General features: G+C 50.4%; 27 protein-coding genes. 15 read left to right on the top strand and 12 right to left on the bottom strand.

Features of this window, described 5'->3' with window-relative positions; translation table 11 throughout:
* Positions 1–27: 27 nt before the first annotated feature.
* From Pelsub_RS14850 to Pelsub_RS14815, 8 genes are all read left to right on the top strand, one after another.
* Positions 28–1,572 carry an ABC transporter ATP-binding protein gene (locus tag Pelsub_RS14850; RefSeq protein WP_116226069.1) on the top strand — a complete coding sequence of 515 codons (1,545 nt, stop codon included), beginning with the start codon at positions 28–30 and terminating at the stop codon, positions 1,570–1,572.
* Complete coding sequence (locus tag Pelsub_RS14845; protein WP_116226068.1) at positions 1,569–2,729, top strand: ABC transporter permease; 1,161 nt, start codon at positions 1,569–1,571, stop codon at positions 2,727–2,729. The genes Pelsub_RS14850 and Pelsub_RS14845 overlap by 4 nt, the downstream gene beginning before the upstream one ends.
* Positions 2,719–3,696 (top strand): ABC transporter permease, encoded by a 978-nt coding sequence (locus Pelsub_RS14840; RefSeq protein WP_116226067.1) that lies wholly within the window; start codon positions 2,719–2,721, stop codon positions 3,694–3,696. The genes Pelsub_RS14845 and Pelsub_RS14840 overlap by 11 nt, the downstream gene beginning before the upstream one ends.
* A gap of 28 nt (positions 3,697–3,724) precedes the next feature.
* Positions 3,725–5,053: an amidohydrolase gene (locus Pelsub_RS14835; RefSeq protein WP_116226066.1), complete on the top strand. Its 1,329-nt coding sequence runs from the start codon at positions 3,725–3,727 to the stop codon at positions 5,051–5,053.
* 33 nt (positions 5,054–5,086) lie between these two features.
* Positions 5,087–5,986 (top strand): nucleoside hydrolase, encoded by a 900-nt coding sequence (locus Pelsub_RS14830; protein WP_116226065.1) that lies wholly within the window; start codon positions 5,087–5,089, stop codon positions 5,984–5,986.
* 12 nt (positions 5,987–5,998) lie between these two features.
* Positions 5,999–6,547, top strand: a complete 549-nt coding sequence (locus Pelsub_RS14825; RefSeq protein WP_116226064.1) for a pyruvate kinase alpha/beta domain-containing protein — start codon at positions 5,999–6,001, stop codon at positions 6,545–6,547.
* Positions 6,548–6,623: 76 nt separating this feature from the next.
* On the top strand, positions 6,624–7,847 hold the full coding sequence (locus Pelsub_RS14820; RefSeq protein ID WP_116226063.1) for an MFS transporter: 1,224 nt from the start codon (positions 6,624–6,626) through the stop codon (positions 7,845–7,847).
* Between the two features lie 251 nt (positions 7,848–8,098).
* On the top strand, positions 8,099–9,037 hold the full coding sequence (locus Pelsub_RS14815) for a hypothetical protein (protein WP_116226062.1): 939 nt from the start codon (positions 8,099–8,101) through the stop codon (positions 9,035–9,037).
* Between the two features lie 53 nt (positions 9,038–9,090).
* On the opposite strand, the gene Pelsub_RS14810 is transcribed toward Pelsub_RS14815, so the two are convergent.
* Complete coding sequence (locus tag Pelsub_RS14810; protein WP_116226061.1) at positions 9,091–9,552, bottom strand: GyrI-like domain-containing protein; 462 nt, start codon at positions 9,550–9,552, stop codon at positions 9,091–9,093.
* A gap of 254 nt (positions 9,553–9,806) precedes the next feature.
* On the opposite strand from Pelsub_RS14810, the gene Pelsub_RS14805 reads away from it, so the two are divergent.
* Complete coding sequence (locus tag Pelsub_RS14805; protein WP_116226060.1) at positions 9,807–10,019, top strand: cold-shock protein; 213 nt, start codon at positions 9,807–9,809, stop codon at positions 10,017–10,019.
* A 62-nt stretch (positions 10,020–10,081) separates the two neighbouring features.
* Here Pelsub_RS14805 and Pelsub_RS14800 read toward each other — a convergent pair whose 3' ends face one another.
* Positions 10,082–10,756, bottom strand: coding sequence for a hypothetical protein (locus Pelsub_RS14800; RefSeq protein WP_116226059.1), 675 nt, complete (start codon positions 10,754–10,756; stop codon positions 10,082–10,084).
* A 147-nt stretch (positions 10,757–10,903) separates the two neighbouring features.
* Here Pelsub_RS14800 and Pelsub_RS15705 point away from each other — a divergent pair, with 147 nt between their 5' ends.
* Positions 10,904–11,074, top strand: coding sequence for a hypothetical protein (locus Pelsub_RS15705; RefSeq protein WP_158675148.1), 171 nt, complete (start codon positions 10,904–10,906; stop codon positions 11,072–11,074).
* A 531-nt stretch (positions 11,075–11,605) separates the two neighbouring features.
* Here the strand turns inward: Pelsub_RS15705 and Pelsub_RS14795 are convergent.
* From Pelsub_RS14795 to Pelsub_RS14765, 7 genes are all read right to left on the bottom strand, one after another.
* Positions 11,606–12,298 (bottom strand): class I SAM-dependent methyltransferase, encoded by a 693-nt coding sequence (locus Pelsub_RS14795; RefSeq protein ID WP_116226058.1) that lies wholly within the window; start codon positions 12,296–12,298, stop codon positions 11,606–11,608.
* Between the two features lie 52 nt (positions 12,299–12,350).
* Positions 12,351–12,866: a gluconokinase gene (locus Pelsub_RS14790; protein ID WP_198418369.1), complete on the bottom strand. Its 516-nt coding sequence runs from the start codon at positions 12,864–12,866 to the stop codon at positions 12,351–12,353.
* Positions 12,867–12,902: 36 nt separating this feature from the next.
* Positions 12,903–13,889 (bottom strand): Gfo/Idh/MocA family protein, encoded by a 987-nt coding sequence (locus tag Pelsub_RS14785; RefSeq protein WP_116226057.1) that lies wholly within the window; start codon positions 13,887–13,889, stop codon positions 12,903–12,905.
* An 8-nt stretch (positions 13,890–13,897) separates the two neighbouring features.
* Positions 13,898–15,040 carry a Gfo/Idh/MocA family protein gene (locus Pelsub_RS14780; protein ID WP_116226056.1) on the bottom strand — a complete coding sequence of 381 codons (1,143 nt, stop codon included), beginning with the start codon at positions 15,038–15,040 and terminating at the stop codon, positions 13,898–13,900.
* Positions 15,041–15,243: 203 nt separating this feature from the next.
* Positions 15,244–16,416: a radical SAM protein gene (locus Pelsub_RS14775; RefSeq protein WP_116226055.1), complete on the bottom strand. Its 1,173-nt coding sequence runs from the start codon at positions 16,414–16,416 to the stop codon at positions 15,244–15,246.
* A gap of 28 nt (positions 16,417–16,444) precedes the next feature.
* Positions 16,445–17,317: a DegV family protein gene (locus Pelsub_RS14770; RefSeq protein ID WP_158675147.1), complete on the bottom strand. Its 873-nt coding sequence runs from the start codon at positions 17,315–17,317 to the stop codon at positions 16,445–16,447.
* A 73-nt stretch (positions 17,318–17,390) separates the two neighbouring features.
* Complete coding sequence (locus Pelsub_RS14765) at positions 17,391–18,440, bottom strand: sortase domain-containing protein (protein WP_116226053.1); 1,050 nt, start codon at positions 18,438–18,440, stop codon at positions 17,391–17,393.
* A gap of 106 nt (positions 18,441–18,546) precedes the next feature.
* On the opposite strand from Pelsub_RS14765, the gene tatA reads away from it, so the two are divergent.
* Genes tatA through Pelsub_RS14745 form a run of 4 tightly spaced genes read left to right on the top strand, consistent with a single transcriptional unit; the run spans position 18,547 to position 20,820 of the window.
* On the top strand, positions 18,547–18,738 hold the full coding sequence (gene tatA / locus Pelsub_RS14760) for a twin-arginine translocase TatA/TatE family subunit (protein WP_116226052.1): 192 nt from the start codon (positions 18,547–18,549) through the stop codon (positions 18,736–18,738).
* A 21-nt stretch (positions 18,739–18,759) separates the two neighbouring features.
* Entirely contained in the window at positions 18,760–19,134 is a 375-nt protein-coding gene (locus Pelsub_RS14755; protein WP_116226051.1) for a twin-arginine translocase TatA/TatE family subunit, read from the top strand.
* Positions 19,131–19,904, top strand: coding sequence for a twin-arginine translocase subunit TatC (gene tatC, locus Pelsub_RS14750; RefSeq protein ID WP_116226050.1), 774 nt, complete (start codon positions 19,131–19,133; stop codon positions 19,902–19,904). Before Pelsub_RS14755 ends, tatC begins: the two co-directional genes overlap by 4 nt.
* 37 nt (positions 19,905–19,941) lie before the next feature.
* A complete protein-coding gene (locus Pelsub_RS14745; protein WP_116226049.1) occupies positions 19,942–20,820 on the top strand; it encodes a VIT1/CCC1 transporter family protein in 879 nt (292 codons plus the stop codon).
* 75 nt (positions 20,821–20,895) lie between these two features.
* On the opposite strand, the gene Pelsub_RS14740 is transcribed toward Pelsub_RS14745, so the two are convergent.
* From Pelsub_RS14740 to Pelsub_RS14730, 3 genes are all read right to left on the bottom strand, one after another.
* Positions 20,896–21,933: an NAD-dependent epimerase/dehydratase family protein gene (locus Pelsub_RS14740; protein ID WP_116226048.1), complete on the bottom strand. Its 1,038-nt coding sequence runs from the start codon at positions 21,931–21,933 to the stop codon at positions 20,896–20,898.
* Positions 21,934–21,999: 66 nt separating this feature from the next.
* On the bottom strand, positions 22,000–23,394 hold the full coding sequence (locus tag Pelsub_RS14735) for an aminotransferase class V-fold PLP-dependent enzyme (protein WP_116226047.1): 1,395 nt from the start codon (positions 23,392–23,394) through the stop codon (positions 22,000–22,002).
* Positions 23,395–23,598: 204 nt separating this feature from the next.
* Entirely contained in the window at positions 23,599–24,006 is a 408-nt protein-coding gene (locus Pelsub_RS14730; RefSeq protein ID WP_116226046.1) for a PTS sugar transporter subunit IIA, read from the bottom strand.
* Between the two features lie 175 nt (positions 24,007–24,181).
* On the opposite strand from Pelsub_RS14730, the gene Pelsub_RS14725 reads away from it, so the two are divergent.
* Positions 24,182–25,207 carry an alcohol dehydrogenase catalytic domain-containing protein gene (locus tag Pelsub_RS14725; RefSeq protein WP_116226045.1) on the top strand — a complete coding sequence of 342 codons (1,026 nt, stop codon included), beginning with the start codon at positions 24,182–24,184 and terminating at the stop codon, positions 25,205–25,207.
* Positions 25,208–25,277 lie beyond the last annotated feature (70 nt).

The following is a 25,277-nucleotide window of genomic DNA, read 5'->3' as shown; positions in this document are numbered from 1 at the left end:
TCCCTATTCTGGTATTGGAGAATTTTTATGCAGCCAATAATTGAAATGAAAGAAATCGTAAAAGTTTACGATAACGGTGTGGTTGCCAATAATGGTGTGAATTTTACAGTCAATAAAGGCGAAATTCACGCGCTGGTTGGTGAAAATGGCGCCGGTAAATCTACTTTGATGAAAATCCTCTACGGCATTGAACAGCCTACAGAGGGCGAGATCATTGTAGATGGAAAAAGTGTTACATTTAAATCCTCCCTGGATGCGATTGACCACAAAATTGGAATGGTTCACCAGAACTTCATGTTAGTACCCTCGTTCACAGTTGCTTCCAATGTTGTTTTAGGTGGCGAACCTCTGAAAAAAGGACTCATTGACCGTGAAAGAGTTCTCGAAGTAACAAAGGAATTATCTGACCAATTCGGTCTTTTTGTACAACCTGACGCGATCGTGGACAGCATTAATGTTGGCCAGCGCCAGCGTGTTGAAATTCTGAAAACGCTTTACCGTAAGGCAGAAATTCTCATCCTGGACGAACCTACTGCCGTGCTGACCCCGCAGGAGACCCAGGATTTGTTCAAAGCAATCCGTACGTTGGTACAACAAGGTAAGACGGTAATTTTTATTACCCATAAACTACGAGAAGTTAAAGAAATTTCCGACCGCGTTACGGTTATGCGCCATGGGAAGATGATTGGCACTGTTGATACAAAGGATGTCACCCGCGAGCAAATGGCAAACATGATGGTTGGCCGCGAGGTATTCCTGAATATCACCAAACCCGAAATGCACCGCGCCGAGAAACGCATGGAAATCAAGGATATTTCCTTCCTTTCTGAAACCGGCCGGCCTGTGCTCCGTGAAGTGAGTTTCAACCTGTATGCCGGGGAGATCCTTGGCATTGCCGGCGTGGAAGGCAATGGCCAAACTGAATTGGTTGAGGTATTGACCGGTTTGAAAAAATCTGCCGGCGGCAGAGTCATTGTAAAAGATGAAGATATTCTCGACCACTCCCCCCGAGATATTCGCCTCAAAGGCATTGCGCACATTCCTGAAGACCGCTTGACCAATGGAGTGGCTATCCGGGCATCCATTGAAGAGAACCTGATTGTTGACCGATATTTCCGGGCGCCTTATAAAAAAGGTGTCATGCTGGATTACAAACTGGTTGATACAAAAAGCAAAGAGTTGATCAAACAGTTTAGCATTTTGACTCCCAACGGAAAATTGCCGGTTGGTTCACTTTCCGGCGGCAATATGCAGAAAGTAATCGTTGCACGTGAGTTTTCCTCCGATCCCTACGTTTTGATTGCTTCCCAACCCACCCGCGGTATTGATGTGGGCGCTACTGAATTCATTCGTGAAGAGTTGGTTAGAATTCGTACAAAAGGCTGTGCGATCTTGTTGGTATCTGCTGATTTGGGTGAAGTGATGAGCCTTTCAGATCGCATTGTTACCCTTTATGAAGGCAAGATCACCGGTGTGTTCCCGAAGGCGGCTGAAGTCAGTGAGGAAGAATTGGGCTTGTATATGTTAGGTATCAAGCACCAAACCCCTGAAGAGATGGAGAAGTTCCTATGAAATCTTTCCTTAAATCAAAAGGCTTTCGAGAATTTTTGCGTATTGCTCTGGCCCTTTTTATCGGCTTGGGCTTGGGCTTTATTATTACCCTGTTTGTATCTGAAGACCCGATCAATGCTTATAAATCATTCCTGTTGGGGCCGCTCTCACGCCTGAACCGCATCGGTGACTGGCTGGAGGAATCTCTGACGCTGATCCTGCTGGGTTTGACCATCTGTATCGTTTTCAACGCCAGCCAATGGTATATCGGTGTGGAAGGCCAGATGATCCTGGGCGCCATGGCAGCCGGTATTGTATCGTTATACGTCCCCCTGCCGCCGGCTCCCCGCATCCTGTTGGCTTTTTTGGCCGCCATGATCGTAGGCGCTTTGTGGGGTCTGATCCCGGCTTTATTGAAAGCGTATTACAACGCCAACGAATTGGTAACATCCCTGATGTTGAATACGATCGCGTTGAAATTGTTTGAGTACGTCCTCAAGAATTTCATCATGAATGAAAAATCGCGCTCGGTCAGCTCGGAAAGTATCGGAAAGGAATTCCGTTTGGGAACTTTTATCCCCGACTTGCCTTTCCTGCATAATATTCGTGAGTTGTGGATAAAACAGACCAGCGTGACTGTGATGGTCTACGTGGTCATCGCGGCCGTGATTGTGGTCTACTACCTGCTGTACAAGACACCCTTTGGTTATGAATTGCGCATGGTCGGTATTAATGGAAAATTTGCGCGCTATGGTGGTATCAATGTCAATCGCGCCGTTATCATGTCCATTATGGTCAGCGGCATCTTCGCCGGTTTGGCTGGTGTACACATCACTCTGGCTATCCACAACAAACTCATCTCGAATATGACCTCCGGGTTGGGTTTTGAAGGTATCAACATTGCCATTCTGGCCAGTAATAATCCACTGGGCGTTCCAATCGCTGGTCTTTTGTATGGCTATCTACGGGCCGGTTCAGACGTAATGGAACGTTCTTCGGATGTCTCCAGGGAATTGGTATTTGTCATTCAAGCCATGGTATTGCTGCTGGTTACCGCAGAAAGACTGCTGCCGGTTGTGAGAACCAGAATCGCCGAAAATCAAGATTCCGACAATAGAAATAATGGCAGTAAAAACGCCAAGCAATTGAAAGAGGAAGGAGAATCCCATGTCGCTTGAGACTGTAATCCGAGGTATTTTTAGTTCACTGTTTATTGCGAGTGTGATTCGCATCAGCACGCCGATTATCTTCCCGGCTATGGGCGGTCTGGTAGCCCAGGTCGCTGGAGTTCCCAATATGGCGCTGGAAGGTATCATGAACGTAGGCGCTTTTACAGGCGTGATGGTTTCGGCCTTCACGGGTAGTATCTGGCTGGCAATTTTGGCCGGTATTATCGCCGGTGTGCTGTTAGCGCTGCTGCTGGGTGTGTTCCATCTGCATTTCAAATCGGACCTATTCATTGCCGGTTTGGCTGCCAACCTGATGGCTTCAGGCGGAACGGTTTTCCTGCTGTATATCATCACAGGTGATAAGGGCAACTCATCCACAGTTCGCAGCCTTTCTGTACCGAACGTCAATATTCCGTTGATCAAAGACATCCCATTCGTGGGAGAAATTCTCAGCGGGCACCCGGTTTTCACCTATCTGGCGTTCTTTTCCGTATTTCTTGTTTATATCTTCCTGTATCGCACCCGTTTCGGCACGCACCTGCGCGCTGTGGGTGAGAATCCCGAAGCTGCCACAACCCTGGGTATCAACGTCGTTCGCACCCGTATGATTGCATTAGCCATCAGCGGCATTTTTGCTGCGTTGGGCGGCATGAACCTGTCCATGGCCTACCTGCAGCTTTTCCAAAAGGAAATGGCTGCCGGACGCGGCTGGATCGGTATCGCGGCTATTCACTTGGGCGCTCGCAAACCGGTCGGCGTTATGCTGGCTTCTATTCTGTTCGGCTTTGCCGACGCGATCTCCAACCAGTTAGGTTCATTGAACATTCCTTCCCAATTGGTCCAAATGATCCCCTACGCGACCACAGTTGTTGCGCTGGCAGTCTATGCGATTCAGCAGCGTCAAGCTGCGCTTGAGCGCATGAAAAAGTATCAAAAAGAGCATATCGATTCATTGGCTGCCGAACACCAGGGCTAAAAAATCGTGCCTGAATTGGGGTTTGAAGATGAATAAAAAATTAATTACAAATTGTGATCTCCTCAGCTTTACAAATGGGAAAGCTGAGGTCTTCACAGGACAGGATATCCTGATTGAGGGAGACCGCATTCAGGCTATCGGAGACACTGGCTCGCTGAAAGTTGAGCCGGATGTCGAAAATATTCCAGCGGACGGCTTGCTAGCCGTCCCTGGTTTTATTAACACCCACGCGCATACTCCCATGGTACTCTTCCGCAACCTGGCTGAGGATGTAACCCCCACGGCCTGGTTCAACGATTACATCTGGCCGATGGAGTCCAACCTGACCGAGGAAGATGTCTACTGGGGCATGCAATTGGGCATGGCGGAAATGATCGAGAACGGCATCACCAGTGTGGCCGACCATTACTTCTACGTGGACACGATTGCCCGCGCGGTTGAAGATAGTGGTATGCGCGCCAACCTGGTATGGGCCGTCTTTGGACATGAGGGCGAGGAAAAGGTCGACCAGACGGTCGAGTTCATCCATCGCTGGCAGGGCAAAGCCGACGGTCGTATCACGACTTGGCTGGGCCCGCACGCGCCTTATACCACCAGCCCGGAATTCCTGGCCATGTGCGCCAGGAAGGCGGCTGAGAACAACGTGGGCATTCACATCCACGTCTCTGAGACCCAACCCCAGGTTGACCTGAGCCTGAAAGAATATGGCATGACGCCGGTCAAACAGCTCAAAGAAACCGGCGTTTTGGATGTACCCACCATCCTGGGCCACTGTGTTTACCCGCAGGATGACGATTTCGAGATACTGGCGGCAGCGGATACCGGTGTGGCTATTGCGCCGCGCACCTATATGAAACATGCTACCGCGGTGACCCCCATCGACAGATATTGGGAGTTGGGCATTCCGTTTGGCCTGGCCACGGATGGCGCGGCTTCCAACAATACCATGGACATCATGGAGCAGATGCGGCTGATGGCGCTCTACAGCAAGTATAAGAGCGGTGACCCGACCCAAATGCCGATCAGCCAGGTGCTGGACATCGCTTTCCGCGGCAGCGCCAAAGTATTCCGGCAGGCGGACAAGATCGGGGATTTAAAACCCGGTTTGTTGGCGGATATTGCCCTGCTGCGTCAGGATGGACTGCACAACTTGCCCAAATCCGATCCGCTGGCGGCGCTGGTGTACAGCATGCGTGCTACGGATGTAGATACGGTACTGTGTAATGGCAAGGTATTGATGCAGGGCCGCAAGCTGCTGACTCTGGATAAAGAACGCATCCGCAAAGAGGTACAGAGCCGTTTGCATCGTTTGAGCCAGCGCGTTCCGAGCGCGCGTATTGCTTACTATCCTACCTAAACAACTTACTGTTAGACAAGGAAAAATAATTTAATGAAACAAAAAGTAATTTTAGACGTCGATACCGGCTGTGATGATGCGGTAGCCATGTTGCTGGCCGGTCATCACGCGGACACCGAATTGGTGGCTGCCCTGCCGGTGCACGGCAATGCTCCCCTGAAACAAACATTGGACAACACCCTGCGCCTGTTGTGCGCGGGCAAACTGGAACACGTGCCGGTATACGCAGGTGCGGATTATCCACTGGTTGGTCCCATCATCGCCGGCGACGGCGACCAGGTCATCAAACTGCCTTTCCCCGAGCCGACCATCAAGCCGCAGGAAAAGCACGCGGTCAACTTCTTGATCGACTATTACATGAGCGGCGAAGGCAAGGACACTATTTACATGCCGATCGGCCCGCTGACCAATCTAGGCCTGGCACTACGCATCGAACCGCGCCTGAAACAGGCTATCCCGCAGATTGTTACCATGGGCGGCGCTTACGCCACCGGCTTCGCGGAATTCAACATTAAAGCCGACCCGGAAGCGGCATTTATCGTTTACACCTCCGGCATTCCCATCAAGATGATTGGTTTGGAAGTGACCGATGCGGCCAAGGTCATGCGCAAGGATGTGGACAGCATCCGCACCATCCAAACACCCTGGGCTGTCGCGGCCGCGGACATCATGGATATCGTGGTAGACATCCATACCAAACACTTCGGACGTGAAGGCGGTATCATCTTCGATGCCTGCGCGGTTGCGGCTGTAATTGAACCCAGCGTGGTGAAAACCGAACGCATGCAGATCGACATCGAACTGACCGGCACCTACACGCGCGGCGCAACCGTCGCGCCGCATTGGAACAATCCCTCCAAAGGAAACGTGGATGTGGGTATCAGCATTGATCGAGAGCGCTTTATTGAAATCATGCGTGAAGGGCTGGTATAAGCGAGTATTAATATGGCAGAGATTACTTACTTTGAAAAAGCAGGCTCTGAAAACACAGAGCGCACCCTGGAAATCGCCAAAGCGCGCTATCTTCAGGGCGGCATCGACACAATTGTGTTGGCGTCATCTTACGGCGAGACTGCCCGCAAGGCGGCTGAGCTGTTCAAGGATTGCGATGTAAGTCTGTTGATTGTGGGTGAAGTGCTGGACGGAAAACAAAGTCCGGATGAACCTGTGCAGGAATACCTGCGCGGTTTGGGGCATCGTGTCATTTGGGGAACAACCCTGGGCGGCATGACCACTTTCTCGCGCGAACCCGCTGCCGGACTGGTGGCGGACGCTTACCGCCGTGTAAGCGAGGGTTTCAAGGTGGTCTGCGAGATCACTTTGATTGCCGGCAGTCAGGGATACCTGGAGACCGGCCAAAAAGTGATCGCGATTGCCGGAACACACCGCGGATCGGATACGGCGGTAGTGGCCAGCGCGGCTTCTTTCACTCAATTTAAAAAATTCGAGGTTAACGAAATTCTTTGTAAACCTTACCAACGCGCAAACGAATAGGAAAATTTGTGTTTGAAAATTGAACAGATGCTTTGTTGTGCTCTGTTCAATTTTTCATGCAAAACATAGGAAGCAAATGCAAAACGAAAATACTGGTATCAAAAGCAAAATCTCCCCCGTAGTGCTCCTGCGGACTATTTACCATTCACTGGCACATTTTTCCAACGACTTATTCCTAGCGTTCTTTGCCCCCACACTGCCGGTCTTGATCGAACAGATGCATCTCCTAAAGGTGCAGGCGGGCATTCTGAACCTGGGTATGGAATTGATGGCGCTGACCATGCCGCTGGTGGGCCATCTGGCGGATAAGAAAGACATTCGCAAGTATATGTTCCTGACCCCGGCCATCACTGCCTTGTGCATGAGCTCGCTGACCCTCGTTCCTAATTTCTACCTGTTATTTATCGTCCTGATTGTGGGCGGCCTGAGCATTTATTTTTACCATGCCATTGGCCCGGCCGATATCGGCCAGGTCAGCGAAAAGTCTCTGGGCAGCATTCTAGCCATCTGGAATATTGCCGGGCAGGTCGGTTTTCTGGTTGGCCCGCTGGTGATCACTGCGATTCTGACCAGCGGAGCGTATAGCAAAATACCTTACCTGTTTTTAATCGGTGTACTGCTTTCCATAATACTGTATATATTGTGGGGAAAGATGCCCCAGGCGGAAGCTGTACCGCATGTCGAAGAAACCCGGCAGCGCAAATTGGATAGTGCCGCCCGCAAAAACCTGGTGCGTCAATTTATCCCGATTGTGGGTATCTCGATCACGAATGCGTTTATCCGCTCCAGTGCCTATGCTTATTTACCGGTCTATATTGTTGAAAAAGGCGGCAGTCTGTGGATGTCCGGATTCGCGGTTTCCACTTATTTTGGCGCGGGGATAGTGGGCAATTATATCGGCGGCATCCTGTATGATCGCATCGGGTCAAAGTGGACCACTGCCATTTCTCTGCTTGGGTTTGCCCTTTCTTTCACCGTCACCATATTCGCAAATGGAATTGGGCAATTGGCGTTGATTGCGGTGGTGGGCATATTCGGGTTCATGCTGATGCCGACTTTGATGGCCATGCTTCAGAAAAACAACCCGCAGGATCGTTCGCTGACCAACGGCTTGTTCCTGGGTTTTACTTATTCCATCACGGCGCTGGGCAGTGTGGTAGTGGGGTATATGCTTGACCACGCGGCTACCCAAAGCGTTTTCCTGATTAACGCGGCCATCGGCTTGACTTCTCTGCTGTTTGTGCCGTTCCTGGTGGACCGTTTTCCCACAAAGATAAAGCCGCAGGCTGGAGAGAGTTAGAGCCAATTCGATAAAATCTACTTCAAAAACCCGCATATCAGCGGGTTTTTATTATTAACGATTAAGCAAGTTGAAAGAGAAGCATCTGAATAGAGCTTATCCACATATTGGGTGGATGGGACTTATATAAATTATTAATAGCAAATCTTCGTGCGAAGTTTATATAATGATTTATATAAAGGAGGTGCTTATCGAATATTTGTAATATTAATAGAGGTGGAACATTTTAAACGATAATCAGGAGAGTAAGTATGAATCGATTTTCAAAAGTGATTAAATCGTTGATACCTTCCATCATTTTGATTCTACTCCTTAGCGCTTTTTCATTCCCCGGCTTTGAAAGCACCCAATCACCCGCTATACCTAAACAAGATGATGGCACCACACCAGCAGCCACAGTACCCGCAGGGGTTACCAAGGATGAGATTGACACTTCCTTAACCTCGTATTTAAAAATGGCTTGGGGCGATTCGCTGCGCCTGGGTATTCTGGAACGACCCTTTACGCAGACGGATATGGAATATCATCCGGAGACCGACCTGGTCGGCATCATGGTCTCGGAAGATGACACTTATTATTATTTCTCGCTCGAATTGAATGACGTGGATGGCAGCGTGGGGTATCCCTCGGCCAACTATGCCGTCGAGCTCGATGTCGATAAGGACTTCAAAGGCGATTACCTGTTGTGGGTCAGCGGCGACGACAGTACGGAATGGAATCACGCTGATGTGAATGTCCTGCAGGATGCGAATAAAGACGTGGGCGGCGCCACGCCGGTGATCCCGGATGCGGGTGCGGGCGACGGTTACGAGACGGTTGTGTTCTCAGCGGATGTGACCGATCAGGCGGATTTGGCCTGGAAGCGCGTCGACCCGGACATGCCCAACGTGGTCCAATTAGCCATCAAGAAAACGTTGTTGGAGCCCGGCCAATTTTACTGGAAAGCCTGGGCGAACGGCAATATGATTGATGTTGGCCAGTTCGACTTCAATGATTTCTACAGCAACGCAGAGGCCGGTTCTCCTGACCTGGACAGCGCCGATTATCCGGTCAATCAGCTTAACCTGATGGACAGCACTTGTTGGTCGGCGAATGGATTCCAGCCGCAGGAAATGACAGGTGGTTGTTATAAAACACCGCCGCAGATAAAGAAGAAATCCGCGCCGGCACCCGAGCCCGAACCATCCTAATGATCTTCTGAAGTAAAAAAGACGCCGATTGGATCGGCGTCTTTTTTTTATCCTTACTCCTTTACCGGGAAACGCACTTCCGTCTCAGCCACAATGGAAGGATCGGCACTGGGGTCGTTTAGGTAATATTCATAAGCTACACCGCTGGGTTCCAGATGGTTAGTCTTGGCCCATTCCGTCATGGCTTCGTAAGCCGGTACCATGGTGTCATAGGCGCCGCGGTGCACGGTGGACACGAATTTTCCGGCCGGGATTTCTTTGCAGAGGAGCTCACCCCTGTCCGGTAATTTATGCGCTACCGGGAAGCCGGCTTCTATTTCCAGCGCACTCATATCCAGGTTGTAATAAGCGCCGAAAGGCATGCCGGTTGGTGCTTCACCAATTTCACCAAGATAGGCCATTACACCGCCAAAGGCTTTGCCAAAGAACTCCGGCAGTTTTTCCACCGGTAGAACCGCATGCATGATTAGGACCGGTTGGGCAGGCAGGTCCAGTAACTTGATTTCGTAATCCATTTTTACCTCCTGATAAATTATTTTGCTGTGATCCTATTTTCCTGCAGGAATGCAGCTTGTCAATCGAAAACGCGGGGGAAAAAGGGATTAATTTTATATAGGATGAAATGGATAAAAAATAATGATGAGTTTCCCTTGCGGTTGTGATAGAATTAATTGCTTGTAAAAGTAGTTCTAGAAAAAAAGAAGTGTTCTTTTGATTTGGAACCAAATTGTTGTCAAGCTTTAAAATATTAAGAAAGGAGTTCCAAATCATGTCCGAAAAAGAACAGGGCACCGTGAAATGGTTCAATGGCTCAAAAGGCTATGGTTTCATAGCTCGTGATAACGGCGAAGATGTCTTTGTCCATTACAGTGCTATCCTTGCTGACGGTTACCGCTCTCTGGAAGAAGGACAGCGAGTTGAATTCGTTGTCACTCAGGGCGACAAAGGCCCTCAGGCTTCCGAAGTAATCCTTGTAAGCTAACCAACAAGCAAACATATAAAGGCGGTAATTGGATTATCGCCTTTACTGATTTAAAAGCCGCTTTATAGGATATCCAGCTGGACCAGGCTGGTTTCAGGCGCAAATAGGCGAATGAATGCCTGGATATCCATGAAGTGCTCTTCAATTTGTGCCCGTTGTATTCCCTCCGGTGCGTAAACCACAAATAAAGCTCGTTGTGTTTCTTCGCGGATGCGGGTGCGGTTGTCCGGCCCATAGATCACGCTGGAGATGATGCCCTGGCTGTCGGCCATGTACATGTCGTCCTTCTTCAGGATCTGTTCACTTCCGCTCATAGTTGTGTAGTGCAATTCTCTCTGCGCGCAGCCGATCATCACGGGCAGCTGCAAACTGTCGAGATCATGCCCGGCAGTCAGCAGCATGTTCTTCAATTCCGCCATGAACATGGCTTCCACCAGCGCGGCGGTATTGGGCAGCGAGCGGCCGTTGAAGATGACCGATTCCAACTGCGCCAGGACATGATAACTTTTTTTGAAGCGTTTATAGTAGGCAGCATAAGCTTGCAAAGTTGGCAGGCTGCGCAGCACAGCCTTATCCGGGTAAGCCTCTCGCAGTGATTTCTCCAGCGCGGTTTTCTGCTCGTCCAGCAGCGAGCAGCTTTTCGGGTTGTTTACATTTTCCAGGATCAGAATTCCTACAGCCGCGTTTGGATAGATTTGGTGAAAGGCATCGGAAATGGATATGGGGTAAGCGCTCATGTTTTTCCTCCAGACAGGATTTCTGGTTAAATATACCCCATACGGATTAAATTCATAGAATTTTATTAATTATTGTTAAAACGGGTATCTTTTTGTAAATAATAATGTTAATATAGTTATACAAATCATAAAGAAAGGAGATAAATTATGAAACTCACTCCCCCCACCAAAAATGTGTACTGGATTGCAACCGTCTTAGCGGTTTTGGGTTTGCTCGGTTCCTTTGTTAGCATCCCCTTCGTTTCTGCATATTATTTCTGGTTTGTTGTGGTGGCCTTTGTCCTGTTGTGGCTGGGCGTATCCATGAAAGGTTTCTAAATAATCTCTAATTTATTAATGTATTATAGAAAAGCTCCCTTCTTGAAGGGAGCTTTTTGTTGACTTAGGTCAGTTGAGTTAGCGAAGAGATAGAAACAAAAAACCATACGCTAAGCGGGTGTAAGACGAAGAGATATACCGAAGTTTATTGAAAATAACGACAATACAGGTTACAAGGCAATAATAAAGAAACTGTCATTGCGAGCCCGCGAAAGCGGGCGAAGCAATCTCAGCTGTGGGTCAGACAATAAACGAGGTTGAGAAAAGCTGGGAGAGAATGGTGAAATATAAATAGGGAACTGAGATCGCCACGTCGCTTACCCGCGGAAAAACCCGCGGGCAAGCTCCTCGCGATGACAAAATAAGAGAGGGGGCAAAGAAAAAAGTGTAATGGTGAAGGCGAGATGGCTTGAACGAAAGTGAAAGCCAACGTTTTTTAGCGCTGGCCCGTATTACACGCTTATAGCCTCAGGACAAACCACCCGTTTGACAAGTGGTTCTGGTCGTGTTGATCCTGAAAATCAGGACAGCTTAGAGTTTAAGCCAGAGAATGCCGGTGCATTCCGGTAGGATGGTCCATTGATTGGTTTTGACTTTTTCGGCCAACTCGCCGCCAAAGAAGAAATCGGAAAGTTCGGCGGCTTCCTGCATGGATTCAAATTGGTAATCCGTGCGCAGCCAATTGGACTGAAAGCCTTTGGATTTGAGGTAATCAAAGTAGCCGTTCAGATGCGGCGGGGGCGCAGGTTCTTTAAAACCGGTGCCGAAATTCTCCAGCAGGATGATCACGCCGCCCGGGCGCAGCACGCGCCGCGCTTCCGCCAAGCCGGCTTCCAATTCCTCCTGCCAGCGGTCCTCACCCCATACAGCCAGGTAGCAGAAGCTCCATCCGGCGATGACCATGTCCGCGCACTTGTCCGGGAAAGGTACGCAGCGCATATCCGCCACGCTCAACACGCAGCGCTGGGCTTCATCCGCACTCAGCATGCGCTTGCCCTGACTGAGCATATGCTGTGATAAATCGCTGGCATATACATGCCGGGCGTCCCGAGCTAAAAAGCGCGTCAGGCGGCCGGTGCCGGCGCCCAACTCCACAATATCGATGTCGTGGAAATCACGGATCTCGGAAATGAATTTGGGCAGGTTTTTCTGGTAATCTTCGCGGAATACCAGTAGTTCATAGCGATCAGCGTGGGAATCGTAAACTTCTTTTTCTGTAGGCATTGGCTGATTTTACTATAAATAGGCCTGTTTATTTCTGTGAAACCGTTTTCGATCAATCTCGGTCCAGATATTCCCGGACGATACGGCATATAATCTGCGGGCTTTGGGCGATATCCACCACCAGTGCGTCTTCGGGTTCCTGCAATGTCTCGAACTGGCTGGCCAGCATGCCGGCTTTCATATAATGATTTGGGCGCTCCGCCAGGCGCTGCGCGATCAAGCCGTAATCTCCTTTGAGATAAATGAAATGAGTGTTGGGGATTCCCGCTGCAAGTGTTTGGCGGTAGTTCTGCTTGAGAGCGGAGCAGGCCAGCAGAACGGAGCGCTGTGTTTGCGCATGCGCATATAGAACTTCATGCAGGCTTGTCAGCCATGGCTGCCGGTCGGCGTCTGACAGGGGAATGCCGTTGGCCATTTTAAAAACGTTCTTCGGCGGGTGGTAATCATCCCCCTCGATGAAATCACAACCGGATTGAGCGGCCAGCAACTGGCCGATGGTGGTTTTACCGCTGCCGGATACCCCCATCAGGATCACGGCTGTGAATTGACAGGGAGGATTATCCGGCATAAATTTGGCTCTCGTTGACAATCAACAGGATTTGGTTTAGCTGTCTCCCCAGCGGTCGACTTTGTCCCAACTGTTATCGGGTGAGGAAAGCGGGTCGCCGGAGGCCACAACCAGGTCCTCCATGAATTTCTGTGTCTTGACCGCTTCCCAGGCGTCGGTCATGGGTCGCTGGCGCGTTTGCACGCAGTCCAGAAAGTGCAGAATTTCGCCTTCGAAACCGCGTTCGCGCAGCCCGGGGATCCACTTGCCGGCCCGGTCGGTGCCGTAGACCTCTTCGTGGTCGCCGTAGCGGATACGCAGCTCACGGAAGGCATCCACATGCACGGTCATACCGTCGCCGTGCAGCGTGACGCTTTCCTGCCAGGCGCCTGCCTGCAGGTTGTTGACCAGTGTAACCAGACCGCCTTCGGGCGTGCGGGCAATGCTGACCGCGCCGATCAGGTGGTTGTTCAGGGTGGAGTAGTGTGTGGAAAGCGCTTCCAGCTCGCCGCCGTAATAGCGCATCAAGTCAATCTGGTGAATGGTATCGTCCAGGTATTGATTGAACAGGTTGACGTGCGGGCTTTCCGGGCGGTGTTTCTGCACCAGGGCGGTTTGAATGGTGTGCCCTTCGAAGATTTCCTTGGCTTTTTTATACAATAACGCGTAGCGGCGGTTGAAAGCCACCTCCATGACACATTTGTGCTCGTCTGCCAGCGCTGCCAGTGTTTCTGCCTGGGCGGCGGAGGTAGCCAGCGGTTTTTCCACATACAGGTCAATATTGTTTTCCAGCATCAGTTTGCAGATGTCGAAATGGCTGTGATTGGAGGAAAGCACAAAAGCGGCCTGCGGGCGGCTGTCAAGTACGGCGTGCATATCGGTGGTGGTGTAGTCGATTTTCCACTGGCTGGTAATTCTATCCAGGGTGGCCTGGGTGCGGCTGTACAGGCTGACAATTTCTACATCCGGTTTTTGCACCAATATGGGGAAGTAAGCCCGTTCGGCGATTCCACCGGCTCCGATAATAGCGATTTTTATACTCATCTGATCTCCTATGCCAATGGGAGAGCGATGGTCTCTCCGTTTCGATCGGCGGATAAATAAGCGGCTTCTAAAACTTCCTGCGCTTTAAGTGATTCGCTGAAGCCGGCCGGGGAAGGTTTGTTTTCTTTGATGCAGTGCAGGAAATCCATGATGCTGGCGAAATGGGTGTCGATAAATGATCCCATGGACAATTTCGCCGGCGGATAGATGTCTTTCAGTGCGCGTTGGCCGTCTGCCAGCGGAAAATCCATCGGACCGACCACAGTCTGGGCGCGTTTGCGATCATAGAGCGAGACCTGCATGGGGTTCATGAAGTCAACTTCCAGGCTGCCCTCGCTGCCAAATATTTGCACGCGCGAGGTATCGCTTACGCCGCCGCACATGCGTGTGGTTTCAATGGAGCCGCGCGCGCCGTTTTCCAATTCCAGTATGCACAGCGCCCAATCGTCCACGTCCACCGGCACCATTTCCGTGCTGCCGGCGCTCTTGGGGCGCTGGGTGATGAAGGTGCGTGTGCGGCACTGCACCCATTTGGCGTCTCCCAGCAGATAGCGCACCAGGTCGATGCTGTGCACGCCCAGGTCGGTCAGCGCGCCGCCGCCGGATACGGATTTCTGCAAGCGCCAGGAAGTGGGCCGCTGAGGATCCATGTAGCTGTTGTGGAACAGGTATGCGCGGAAGTTGTAGATCTCTCCCAATACACCGGCTGCCAGGATGCGTTTGGCTTGCTGGGCGGCGGGATAATAGCGCATGGTAAAAGCGGAATGGGTGAGTACGCCGGCTTTTTCGGCAGCCTCGGCCAGCTCGCGCGCCTGCGCCAAATTCGCTCCCAACGGCTTTTCGCAATAGACGTGTTTGCCTTTTTCCAGTGCCAGTTTGACGTGTTCAGGGTGCAGGTAGTTGGGGGAGCAGACATCTACCATGTCGAGGTCTTGATTGATGAACTCCTGGGGCTGCGCGGTTTCAAAAGGACTGCCCAAACTGCGCAGCAATTCAACATCACCGCCGACGTGCGTGCGCAGCAGCGCGCGCAAATCTGCCTGAACTTCGTTTTTGCCAAAGCAATAAGGAATGGCTTGATACGCATGTGCGTGAATCTTGCCGATGAAACCCAATCCTACCAACCCAACCTGTACGGAATCCTTTGTCATACCTTCAACGCTCCATTCTTTTCTCGTTAATGTATTAATGGTTGAATATTAATAATCTTTTCCAATATATCAGAATTTGGGTAAAAAATGGCGAAATTCATGCAATCTCATTCGCCTGTCTTGCTCAAGTATTGAGCAAGATGTCATGTTGTCCCTACAACCATTATGCAAAATTATATCCCAAAGTGAAAAATATGACTGTGTCAGTCCATCGGAAACAGGCAAAGTTGGCGCGGCGCCCGGCTGCCGTCCAGTAAAAGGTAGTCTCCGGCGCGGCGGGTATTCACGCCGATCCGTGCCAGGCAGCTTAAATCGCGCAGGGTATGCCAGCGGCGTGCTTTCAGGATGGCCTGGACGCCCTTGGGGCCGATGCCCGGCACGCGCAGCAGTTCTTCACGGCTGGCGCGGTTGACCTCCAACGGATGATCGCTGAGGCACTGCCTGGCCCAAGCTTCTTTGGGATCGTATTCAAGCGGCAGGTTTTCCTGCCGGTCGAAAATCAGTTCCTCTCGTGAAAAACCGTAATCACGGATCAGGTAATCGGCCTGGTAGAGGCGCAGTTCTCGTTTGAGCGGCACAGGCGCGTGCGACTCCAGGGGTGTATCGTAATGCGGTTTGAAGGCTGAGTAATACGCCCGGCGCAGGCCGTACAGGCGGTGCAGGGTTTGAGTGATCTCCAACAGCTCGATATCGCTCTCGCCCGCGCCGCCCACCACGAATTGCGTGCTGGAAGAGGGCCAACGTCCTTTCCAGGCTTTGGTGGGGAATTGTTGATGCCGGATGGCGTCCACCCATTTGAGCGGGGTGAAAAGCTGGTCGTTGAAACGTTTTTGCGGAGCCAGCGCGGGCAGGCGGTGTTCATTGGGCGCTTCCAGGTTAATGGAAACGCGGTCAGCCAAACGCATTGTGGCGGCCACCTGGTCGAATTCGGCCCCGGGCATGATCTTCAGGTGAAGGTAACCGCGATAATCCATTTTATGCCGCAGGATTTCCGCGGCGGCGATCAACTTATCCTGGGTGAACACACCGCCGTTGACCACGCCTGAACTCAGAAAGACGCCCTGGATGAGGCCGGCATTGGTCAGGTTGAGCACCATGCGGGCGAATTCCTCCGGCTGCCAGGTATCGCGCCGGATATCACGGGCGCTGCGGAAAGGGCAGTACAAGCAATTGTTCTCGCAATAGGAAGACAGCAGTGATTTTAACAGGCGGGTTACTTTGCCGTTGGGCAGGCGCGCGTCCGTAACCACGATACCTTTGTGTGCATCCGGATGAGCAGCCGCCTGGCGGCAGCCGTCCTCACCGGCTTCCAGCAGGCTGGCGGAAGATAATAATTTCAGTTTCTGAAGATTATCCACATTTGTATTATAGAACAAAAATTCTACAATACAAGAGCAGGAAATATTAATTAACCGGAAAATAACACAGCCCGGTGGTGCCCGGGCCGGTGTGCACCATCAGCGCCGGACATAACTCGGCTGTGAAAGATTCGACGCATTCCAGGCGGCTTTCCACCTTACTCTTTAATAGTTGAATCTGTTCGGTGGCGCCGGCATGCAGATAAGCTATTTTGATTTTTTGGTCGGGTTGGAGGGCGGCCTGGATCAGATTAACCATTTTTTCATAGGCTTTATTCAACCCGCGCGCCACACCCAGCGCGACAATCTCGCCGTCTTGCATGCTGATGAGGGGTTTGAGATTCAGCATGGATCCTGCCAGGTGGGCGGCTTTACCGATACGCCCGCCCATGTATAAATATCGCAGCGTATCCGCGGTTTGGATAATGCGCGCTTGGCTGATCATTCGTTTGGTCTTTTCAAGGATGCTTTCCATGGATGTGCCGGCCAAAGCCTCGCGGGCAGCTTCAATGGCCATCCACCCCTGGCACAAAGCCACATTGAGCGTGTCGACAACTTCGATGCGCAGCTGGGGCAGTTTCTCTCGCAGCATGTCGGCCGCTGCCAGCGCGGCCTGGTAAGCCCCGCTGCCTTTGGAGGTCATGTGCAAGCTTAGAATTTCCTGCGCCCCTCCTTCGGCCAAATTTTCATACATGCTCAGGTAATCGCCGGGCCCGGGACTGGCGGTTTGCGGGATGGACTTGGCCGTGCTGAGCCAATTGAGGAATTCCTGATATTGAATGCTGACCAGGTCGCGCAGCACTTCATTATTGCGGTGGATGTAATAGGCCACCGTGTGGATATTCAATTCTTCCAGAAAATAATTGGGTATGCAGGCAGTGCTGTCGGTAACAATCGCGATTTTGGCTGTTAAATTCACTGGTTTACTCCCCGGCCCTTTTATGCAGGCATTATATCATCGCGGGGAGGTCAACTATATAGATGAATAGAGATTATGGCTTGGGGGTGGCAACCACCGCGGTTGGTAAGGATTTTACCGGTAACAGAATTTCAACCAGTTCCGCTGACACCCAACCTTGCTTATCCTTATATTCAATCAGGATCCAGTCGCCGTCTTCGGTACGGCTGAGGCCGGTAGCTTCATCACCGGCTTTAAAGGATTCCACGATTTTTCCTTCCATATCCGGCAGCGCGCGAATGTTGACGGAATAGCGCCCGGCATTCCTGACGATGATATTCTGCAGAAAGGGGGTTGGCGTACTTTTTCCGGATGAGAGCAGCTCGGTGATTGGCCGGCCGATTTGAATGACCTCTGTCGGATGGGGAACCGGCGTGACTGTTGGGGTGGGTGTGGGCGGCAGCGTTTCAGGAACGGCCACAATGACCAGGCGGTGAGAGTTGGAGTTGGCCGGCCAGCAGGTTACCAGTGTCAAGCGCTCATCTGTGGATGGCAAAATCCAGCGCGCGTTTTGCATGCGCATTTCTAATGTTTCTTCTTTTTCCGGGAGGATCATCTTGTTGACGATGGTATAGCGAAATTCGTGCGTTCCACTCAACATCGTAATTTCGTCCCCGATATCAAGGTTAACCAAATGGGCGAATACTTTCCCGAAAGCGTTATGATGGCCGCTGATGACGGTGTTCCCGATTACGCCTAAAGGCGCTGAGCCTTCGTGCCAACCGGCGGCGAATTCTTCCGGAACCAGGAATTGGGTCACTTCCTGCCCGTCCACATCTACATTGATAGTATGGGCAACCTCAACCGGCGCGTCCAGTCCGATTTTTTCAATGACGATCCGTTCCGGAATAAAAGCGTTGGAAGATACTCCTCCATCCTGGTATGTTTCGGAGCTGCCATCAGCGCGGGTGATGGGGATGAATAAGGGTGCAAATCCTTCCTGCTCCACGGCCGGAGTTTCTTTTAAAGATTCCACATAAGTAAAAGGATTGAAGTCGATCAGGTTGAAGACAGCGAACATAATCAGAATAATGCCCAGCAGGATCAGGATCCAATCTTTACTTTTTTGTAGAAATCTCAACATATTTCAACCTGTGTTTCCCAGCAACCTATTTATATGTATTTATTATAAAAAAACCGTACATTAAAAGTATAATCCAACCAGTGAAAGAGGAAACTAAGGAGTAAATATGCCGCGATTAGGAACATGGGAAATCATCATCGTATTGGTGATTGTCCTTTTAGTATTTGGTCCTGGAAGGATCACAAAAGTAGCCAGTGAGATGGGCAAAGGTATCAAAGCGTTCAAGGATGGTTTGAACGAAGATAAATCCGAGAAGGATGAATCCGCAGAGGAATCAGAATCCGAAACCAAGAAATAAATAACTGGCGTCGTTCTTAATATGGAATTTCTGGGAATTGGGCCGCTTGAGCTATTACTGATCATCGTTATAGCCATTATTGTGTTGGGGCCAAAGGGTATGGTAAAAGCTGCCCGTGAAATGGGTGTGCTGATCCGCAAGGTGGCCAAATCGCCGCTTTGGCGGGATGTGATGGATACGTCTCGCGAGATCCGCGATATTCCCCAGAAAATCGTGCGTGAAGCCGGTATTGAGGATGACCTGGAAGAACTGCGCCGTACAACCCAGGGAACGATCAGCGAGATAAAAAAAACCTCATTTACGGAATTGCCCATTGCCAAAAAACCGGCAGAGAATACCATGACGCCTCCTGAAAAAGACAACCCTGAAAAAGAGAAATCGGGGGAGGAAAAATGACCGGGCAGCAGAACCCGCCGGTGGAAGAACCGGACAACCAGGCGTTGATGACGTTCTGGGAACACATTGAAGAACTGCGCCGGCGTTTATTCATCGCGCTGCTGGCATTGGGCGCGGCAACGGCGGGTTCTTTCATGTTTGCGGATAAGGTTATCTATCTACTGGCTGTGCCGGTGGGGTCGATTGATGCACTGCAATCCATTGAGATTACCGAGAATATTTCCGTGTTTATGCGCGTGGCGCTATTGTGCGGCGTAGGCATTTCCATGCCGGTTATCTTATATGAGATCCTGGCTTTTATCCTGCCTGCTTTGAAGAGCAGCGAAAAACGCTGGGTTTACCTGACGGTCATTTTTGGCACCATTTTTTTTCTGGCGGGAGCGGCATTCGCGTATTTCATCATGCTGCCTTCTTCATTGCAATTTTTGATAGATTTCCTGGCGATTGAAACCAAGCCGCGTTTGTCATCATACATCAACTTCATTACCAACCTGATATTTTGGATGGGCGTCGGGTTCCAGTTTCCTCTGGTGATTTTTGCCCTGGCGAAATTGAACGTGGTGTCTGCCAGATCGCTGGCCAAAGGCTGGCGCTATGGCGTTGTGGTTATTTCGATTTTAGCTGCCATGATCACACCCACTGTCGATCCGGTTAATATGGCTTTGTTGATGGCGCCGCTGTTAGTTTTATACGCCATTAGCATTTTATTTGCTTATATTGCCGGCGGCAGGGAAAAGCAAGCAGAAATAAAAGAAAACATAAACCCCTGATTTTGATGGGGGAGAGAAGAGATTGAAAGGATAAACAATGACAACCATTACAGCTCAACAAAAAGAACATTTAAAAGTATTGCAACGGGAAGAAATCAACGGGCATTTTACCTATGCCAAATTGGCCGGAGTGGTAAAGGACGCCAATAATGCCGCGGTTATTAAACATATTTCCGGCGAGGAACTGAAACATTACAATGTCTGGAAATCCTATACCGGGGAAGATATCAAGCCGAACAAATTCAAAATCAATCTGTATTATTGGATTGCGAAAATCCTGGGTTTGACCTTTGGCATCCGCCTGATGGAGCAGGGGGAAGAAAAGGTACAGGTGATCTACAGCAAGCTGCTCGACGACGTCCCGGAAGCCGCTCAAATCCTGGCGGATGAGGAGAAGCATGAAGATGAACTCATGGAAATGCTGGATGAGGAGAGTTTGCGCTACGCAGGCTCGGTCGTGCTGGGCTTGAACGATGCCCTGGTGGAACTGACCGGCGCGCTGGCCGGCTTGACTTTCGCCTTTAAGGATTCGCGCACCATCGCGCTGGCAGGGTTAATTACCGGTATCTCGGCTTCTTTTTCCATGGCTGCTTCCGATTACCTGTCGAACAAAGCGGATGATGATGGCAAGAACCCTACGCGCTCGGCCATTTATACCGGTATTGCCTACCTGATCACAGTGATGCTCTTGATTTTGCCGTTCCTGATTTTGAGCAACTACATGGTTAGCCTGGTTTGGACACTGCTGAACGCCATCCTGGTGATCGCCTTGTTCAATTACTATATCTCAGTGGCGCGCGGCTACAACTTCAAGCAGCGTTTCTTCGAAATGGCCGCCATCAGCATGGGTGTAGCGCTGTTCTCCTTCCTGCTGGGGAATGTCATCAGCGGTTGGTTGGGTGTGAAATCTTCCTGATCTGTTCAACCGATAAAAAAAGCGATCCTTTAGTTTCCAGAAGGATCGCTTTTTTATTTCATCAGGTAGATTGATTTAGAAGAAAATTTTCACAATTCTTAACGCTTTTTGCTTCCAGGGCACGCGGTGGGTCACACCCGCCTGGCCGCTGAAATTGTCCTTGTTGGCCAGATACCACTCGTAGTTGCGCAGCAATGCGTCCTTATTGGAGTACTTGGGTTGGAAGTTGAGCACCTTTTGGGCCTTCTCAATGGAGACAAAAGATTCCTTGGAGGCGGTTTCATACACCCAAGGGTAGAGCGGGGAGAGGTTGAGCTTCTCCAACACCTTCAATGCGGCGATCACCAACCCGGCCGGGAAGCCGACGATCTTCTTGCCGAATCCGGCTTTGTCCAGTACAGCCTGATAATCCTCGCGCATGGTACGGTATTCGGCCGCGCCGATGTTGAAGGTATCGTTGACCTTTTTCTCGTCCAGGGTCATGCAGGAGAGCAGCGCCTGGCACAGGTCTTCCACGTCCAGGAATTGGTACAGATTGTTGCCCGAACCGATCATGGGGAAGCCGTGTCCGGTGGCAGCCCAATCGTAGAGCAGCGCGAACACGCCCAAGCGTTCCGGCCCGACGAAGGACTTGGGGCGGATGATGGTCAGACACATGCCGTCATTGCGGAATTCTTTGCAGATCTCTTCTGCCTGCACCTTGGCCTCGCCGTAAGGGCCGACACCGTCCACCGGGTCGGTTTCGTACAACGGGTGATGGTCTGGTACGCCGTAGACGGCCGTGGAGGAGATGTGGATGAAGCGCTTCACGCCGTATTCTTTGGCCTGCTCCAGCACATTGCGCGTGCCGATGATGTCTGTTGAGTAAATGTCTTCCGGAGAATAAAGCGGTAGCGCGGCGGCGGTGTGCACCACCACGTCAGCACCCTGCATGCTTTTCTTCAAATCTTCTTTATTGCGGATGTCGCCCTGCAGGAATTCGATCTTGTCGCGTTCGGGATAATCAAAATCCACCAGGTCGATACCCGCGATTTGATCCACGCCGTGGTCCAGTAGATAACGGACCAGATTAATGCTCAGAAAACCGCTGATCCCAGTTATGTATACTTTCATATTTCGTCCTTACATGTCTGATTTGACAATTCCAATTTGCCTGCGCAATTATATGACTAAAATTCCTTATTCCAGGAATGAACCGGCAAATTCGATGAAGGCTTGTACATCGGCGAAATTGCTCATCAGGCCCACTGAAACGCGCACCGCGCCGGTGGCTTTGGGGTCGATGCAGTGTTGGAAATCGAGATCGGAGATGCGCTGTTCGTACTTGGGCCGTGAAAAACAGGAGGAGAGCTCGTCGCTGGAAATGTCCAGCGCCACTTCGCCCGCGCCCGGGTTGCAGAAAAACCCCATGCGGATGGAAATGCCGCGCCGGTTGGCTTCTTCTTCAAGCAGGTGTTTCCCGATCAGGGTTCCTTCTGCGTTGTAGAAATTAATGGCCAACGTTCCGCCGCGCGCTTCTGTGTTGAGCGGCCCGTAAATTTTCACCAACGGCGCTCCGTTGCTGTGTTTCAATGCGTTCAATTCCTTGAGCAGCCAGCCGGTCAGGCTGAGCACGCGCTCGTGGATGAGGTCGTAGCTAATGTCCCGGATATGGCGCAGGCCGATTTCCACCGCGGGAATGTTGAGGTAATCCAGAGTGCCGTCCTCAAAGGCCGCCGGTGCTTCGGCGGGGTAGTATTTGTTGCCGCGCACGGAAGCCACCGTGGTGGTGCCGCCGGCAAACCAGGAACGGCTGAGTTTTTTCATAGCCGAGCGGCGCGCCAGCAGGGCGCCCACCCCGGTGGGATAGCCGAACATCTTATAGAAGGAAAGCGGCACGTAATCCGGTTTCCAGCGCGAGAGGTCCAGCCGGTTGGTGGGCACAAAGGCGGCCGCGTCCAACAGTACATCCCAGCCCAGCTCCTGCGCCTGCGCAATCCATTCCAGCGGGTGCTGCACGCCGGAGAAGTTGGATTGGGCCGGGTAAGCCAGCAGGTTGAAACAGCCGTTTTCCTGCCGGTGCAGTTCATCGAAGAGCTGCGCCTGGTCGATGCGCAAATCGGGCAGGACTACCGGGATATAGGTGACGGAAGCCCCGCGCGCGTGGGCATATTCGCGGATGCCATTGACGGAATTGTGGTTGTCAAAGGTCAGCAGGTAACGGCAGCCCGCACCGAAGGGATACGCTTCACCGACGATTTTCAGTGCGGCACTGGCATTCTGTGTAAAAATGCAGACATATTCGTCCTCAGGCGCGTTGAAAAATTCCAGCACAAATTTGCGTGCGCGTTCCACCATTTCTGTCGAGAAAGCCGAGGTCGGGTTGTAGGAGTGCGGGTTGCCGAACACGTGCGTGCGCAGCAGTTCCTGATGCGCTTTCAGCTGAGAGGCGGCATACAATCCGCCGCCGGTGTAATCCAGGTAAATATGCCCCTGCTGATCCAGAATGGCGTAATCCGACTGCCGGATTTCATCAATGCGGCTGGTATTCCGATAAGTTGGGTATTGCGTTAAGAAATCTGTTAGCGGGTCCATTTTCACCTCAGGTTAGAAGATTATGGTTCATAAAGTAGAAGAAAGATCGAAAAACAATAATCAAGACTTATTTTTCAATTCAGCATTATTTATTTGGGCAAGCTATATAAATAATTGTATCTCCCTTGGAGATATATAAAAGAATTTGTATTCATTATCAATCCGATAATGGCATATCAATAAATTAAAAAATCATTGATGTTTTTATAAGTTATTAAACCTTTCAAGCATGTCGATAATCCCTCCACGGCCCGATTCAGTGCAAATATCGACTAATTTCTGAATATCCTGGATATAAGGACGATTGATAAATAATTCAGCAATCATTGGGAAATTGACGCCGGAGACGGGGTAAAAATTGCTTCTTTCCTGTGAAATCATCATGGCAACATTGGATGGCGTTCCGCCAAACAAATCCAACAGGCAGATTACGCCTTCGCCGCTATCGACACTTTCGGCCGCAGTATTTAGTCTACTAAACAGATCGTCCATGGCGTCTTCCGGAAGCAAAGACACGGCACATAATTGCTTCATATCACCGATGATCATTTGTGTTGACTCTATAAATGACTCTGCTAATGATCCATGGGCGGCTATTACCACTCCAATCATACGAACCCTCCGTATTTCTCTCAGTTAATTGACTTTTGTTTCAGACTATGTTATGCTAATAGTGCAATAGCACATAAAGTGAGCATTTGCACATTATAATTGATTATCTTGAAAATATCAAGCAATTCAGAGTTTAACCAATGTACAAAAAATATTCTGACATCAAAGAGGCTTTATGGACACAATGAACGTTCCGATTTTTATTGGGAATGGAAAAATGGAATATAGAAATATACCTGTTCCCAACCTGGAAGATGAGAACGATGTATTAATCCAGGTGGACCAGTGCGGTATCTGCGGTACGGACCTGAATATCATGGCTGTTCCTCCTGCTCATAAAGCCGAGAATAATATTGTAATTGGACATGAAGCGGTGGGGAAGGTCGTTAAAGTTGGCAGCGCTGTTCAGAAATTAAAACCGGGTGATCGGGTTGTCGTAGCACCTCGGATGAATTGTGGAGAATGCTTTTATTGCCGGCAAGGATTGGTCAATCAATGTATTGATTACAAGACAATTGGCACGACGGTCAATGGAGCCTTTGCCCCATATTTATGTGCACCCCAAAGAGTATTTTACAAAATTTCAGACAATGTTAACAATGACAATGCGGTTTTATTTGAACCTTTGTCATGCGTAGTCGGGGCAATGGTAAAAGCTTCCATGCAAATTGGGGACAATGTGGCCATTTTTGGAGCTGGGCCGATGGGGGCGTTATTCGCAATGGTTTGTAAGGCCATGGGTGCGGGTAAGGTAATCATGTTGGATATTGCCCAAAGCCGTTTGGACTTTACAACAGACAAAGGAATAGCCACTGCCTCCATCAATGTCAAATCTGAGCAATGGAAGAGCGAACTGTTTGATATTTGTCCGTTTGGTGTTGATATTGCCATTGATGCGGTGGGAAATCAAATTATGAGTTGTGTTGAAATCTCCCGTAGAGGTGGAAAAGTGATCCTGTTCGGTTTGCGGCCAAATGATTCTCAAACCATAACACAATATGAAATTACACGTAAAGATCTCAGCGTTTTGGGCAGTTTTGTTGGGCTCAATCCCTTTGAGCAGACAATCAAATTGTTGGACAGCAATACTTGCGATTTTTCAACTTTGATCACACACAAGCTCAATTTGGCCGATTTGGAAAAAGGGATTGAACTGATGCGTTCAAGGGCTGCCATGAAGGTAATTATTGAAATGGATTAATGGGTGATGTAAAGAAATCCTTTTATTGAAATTCAGGCAAACCAGGAGGTGTTATGGAGTAAATCAAAAA

It is taken from the genome of Pelolinea submarina (assembly GCF_003966975.1).
Classification (GTDB): Bacteria; Chloroflexota; Anaerolineae; order Anaerolineales; family Anaerolineaceae; genus Pelolinea; species Pelolinea submarina.
Note: the sequence above shows the minus strand (reverse complement) of the source record. Positions and strands in the feature narration are given on the sequence as shown.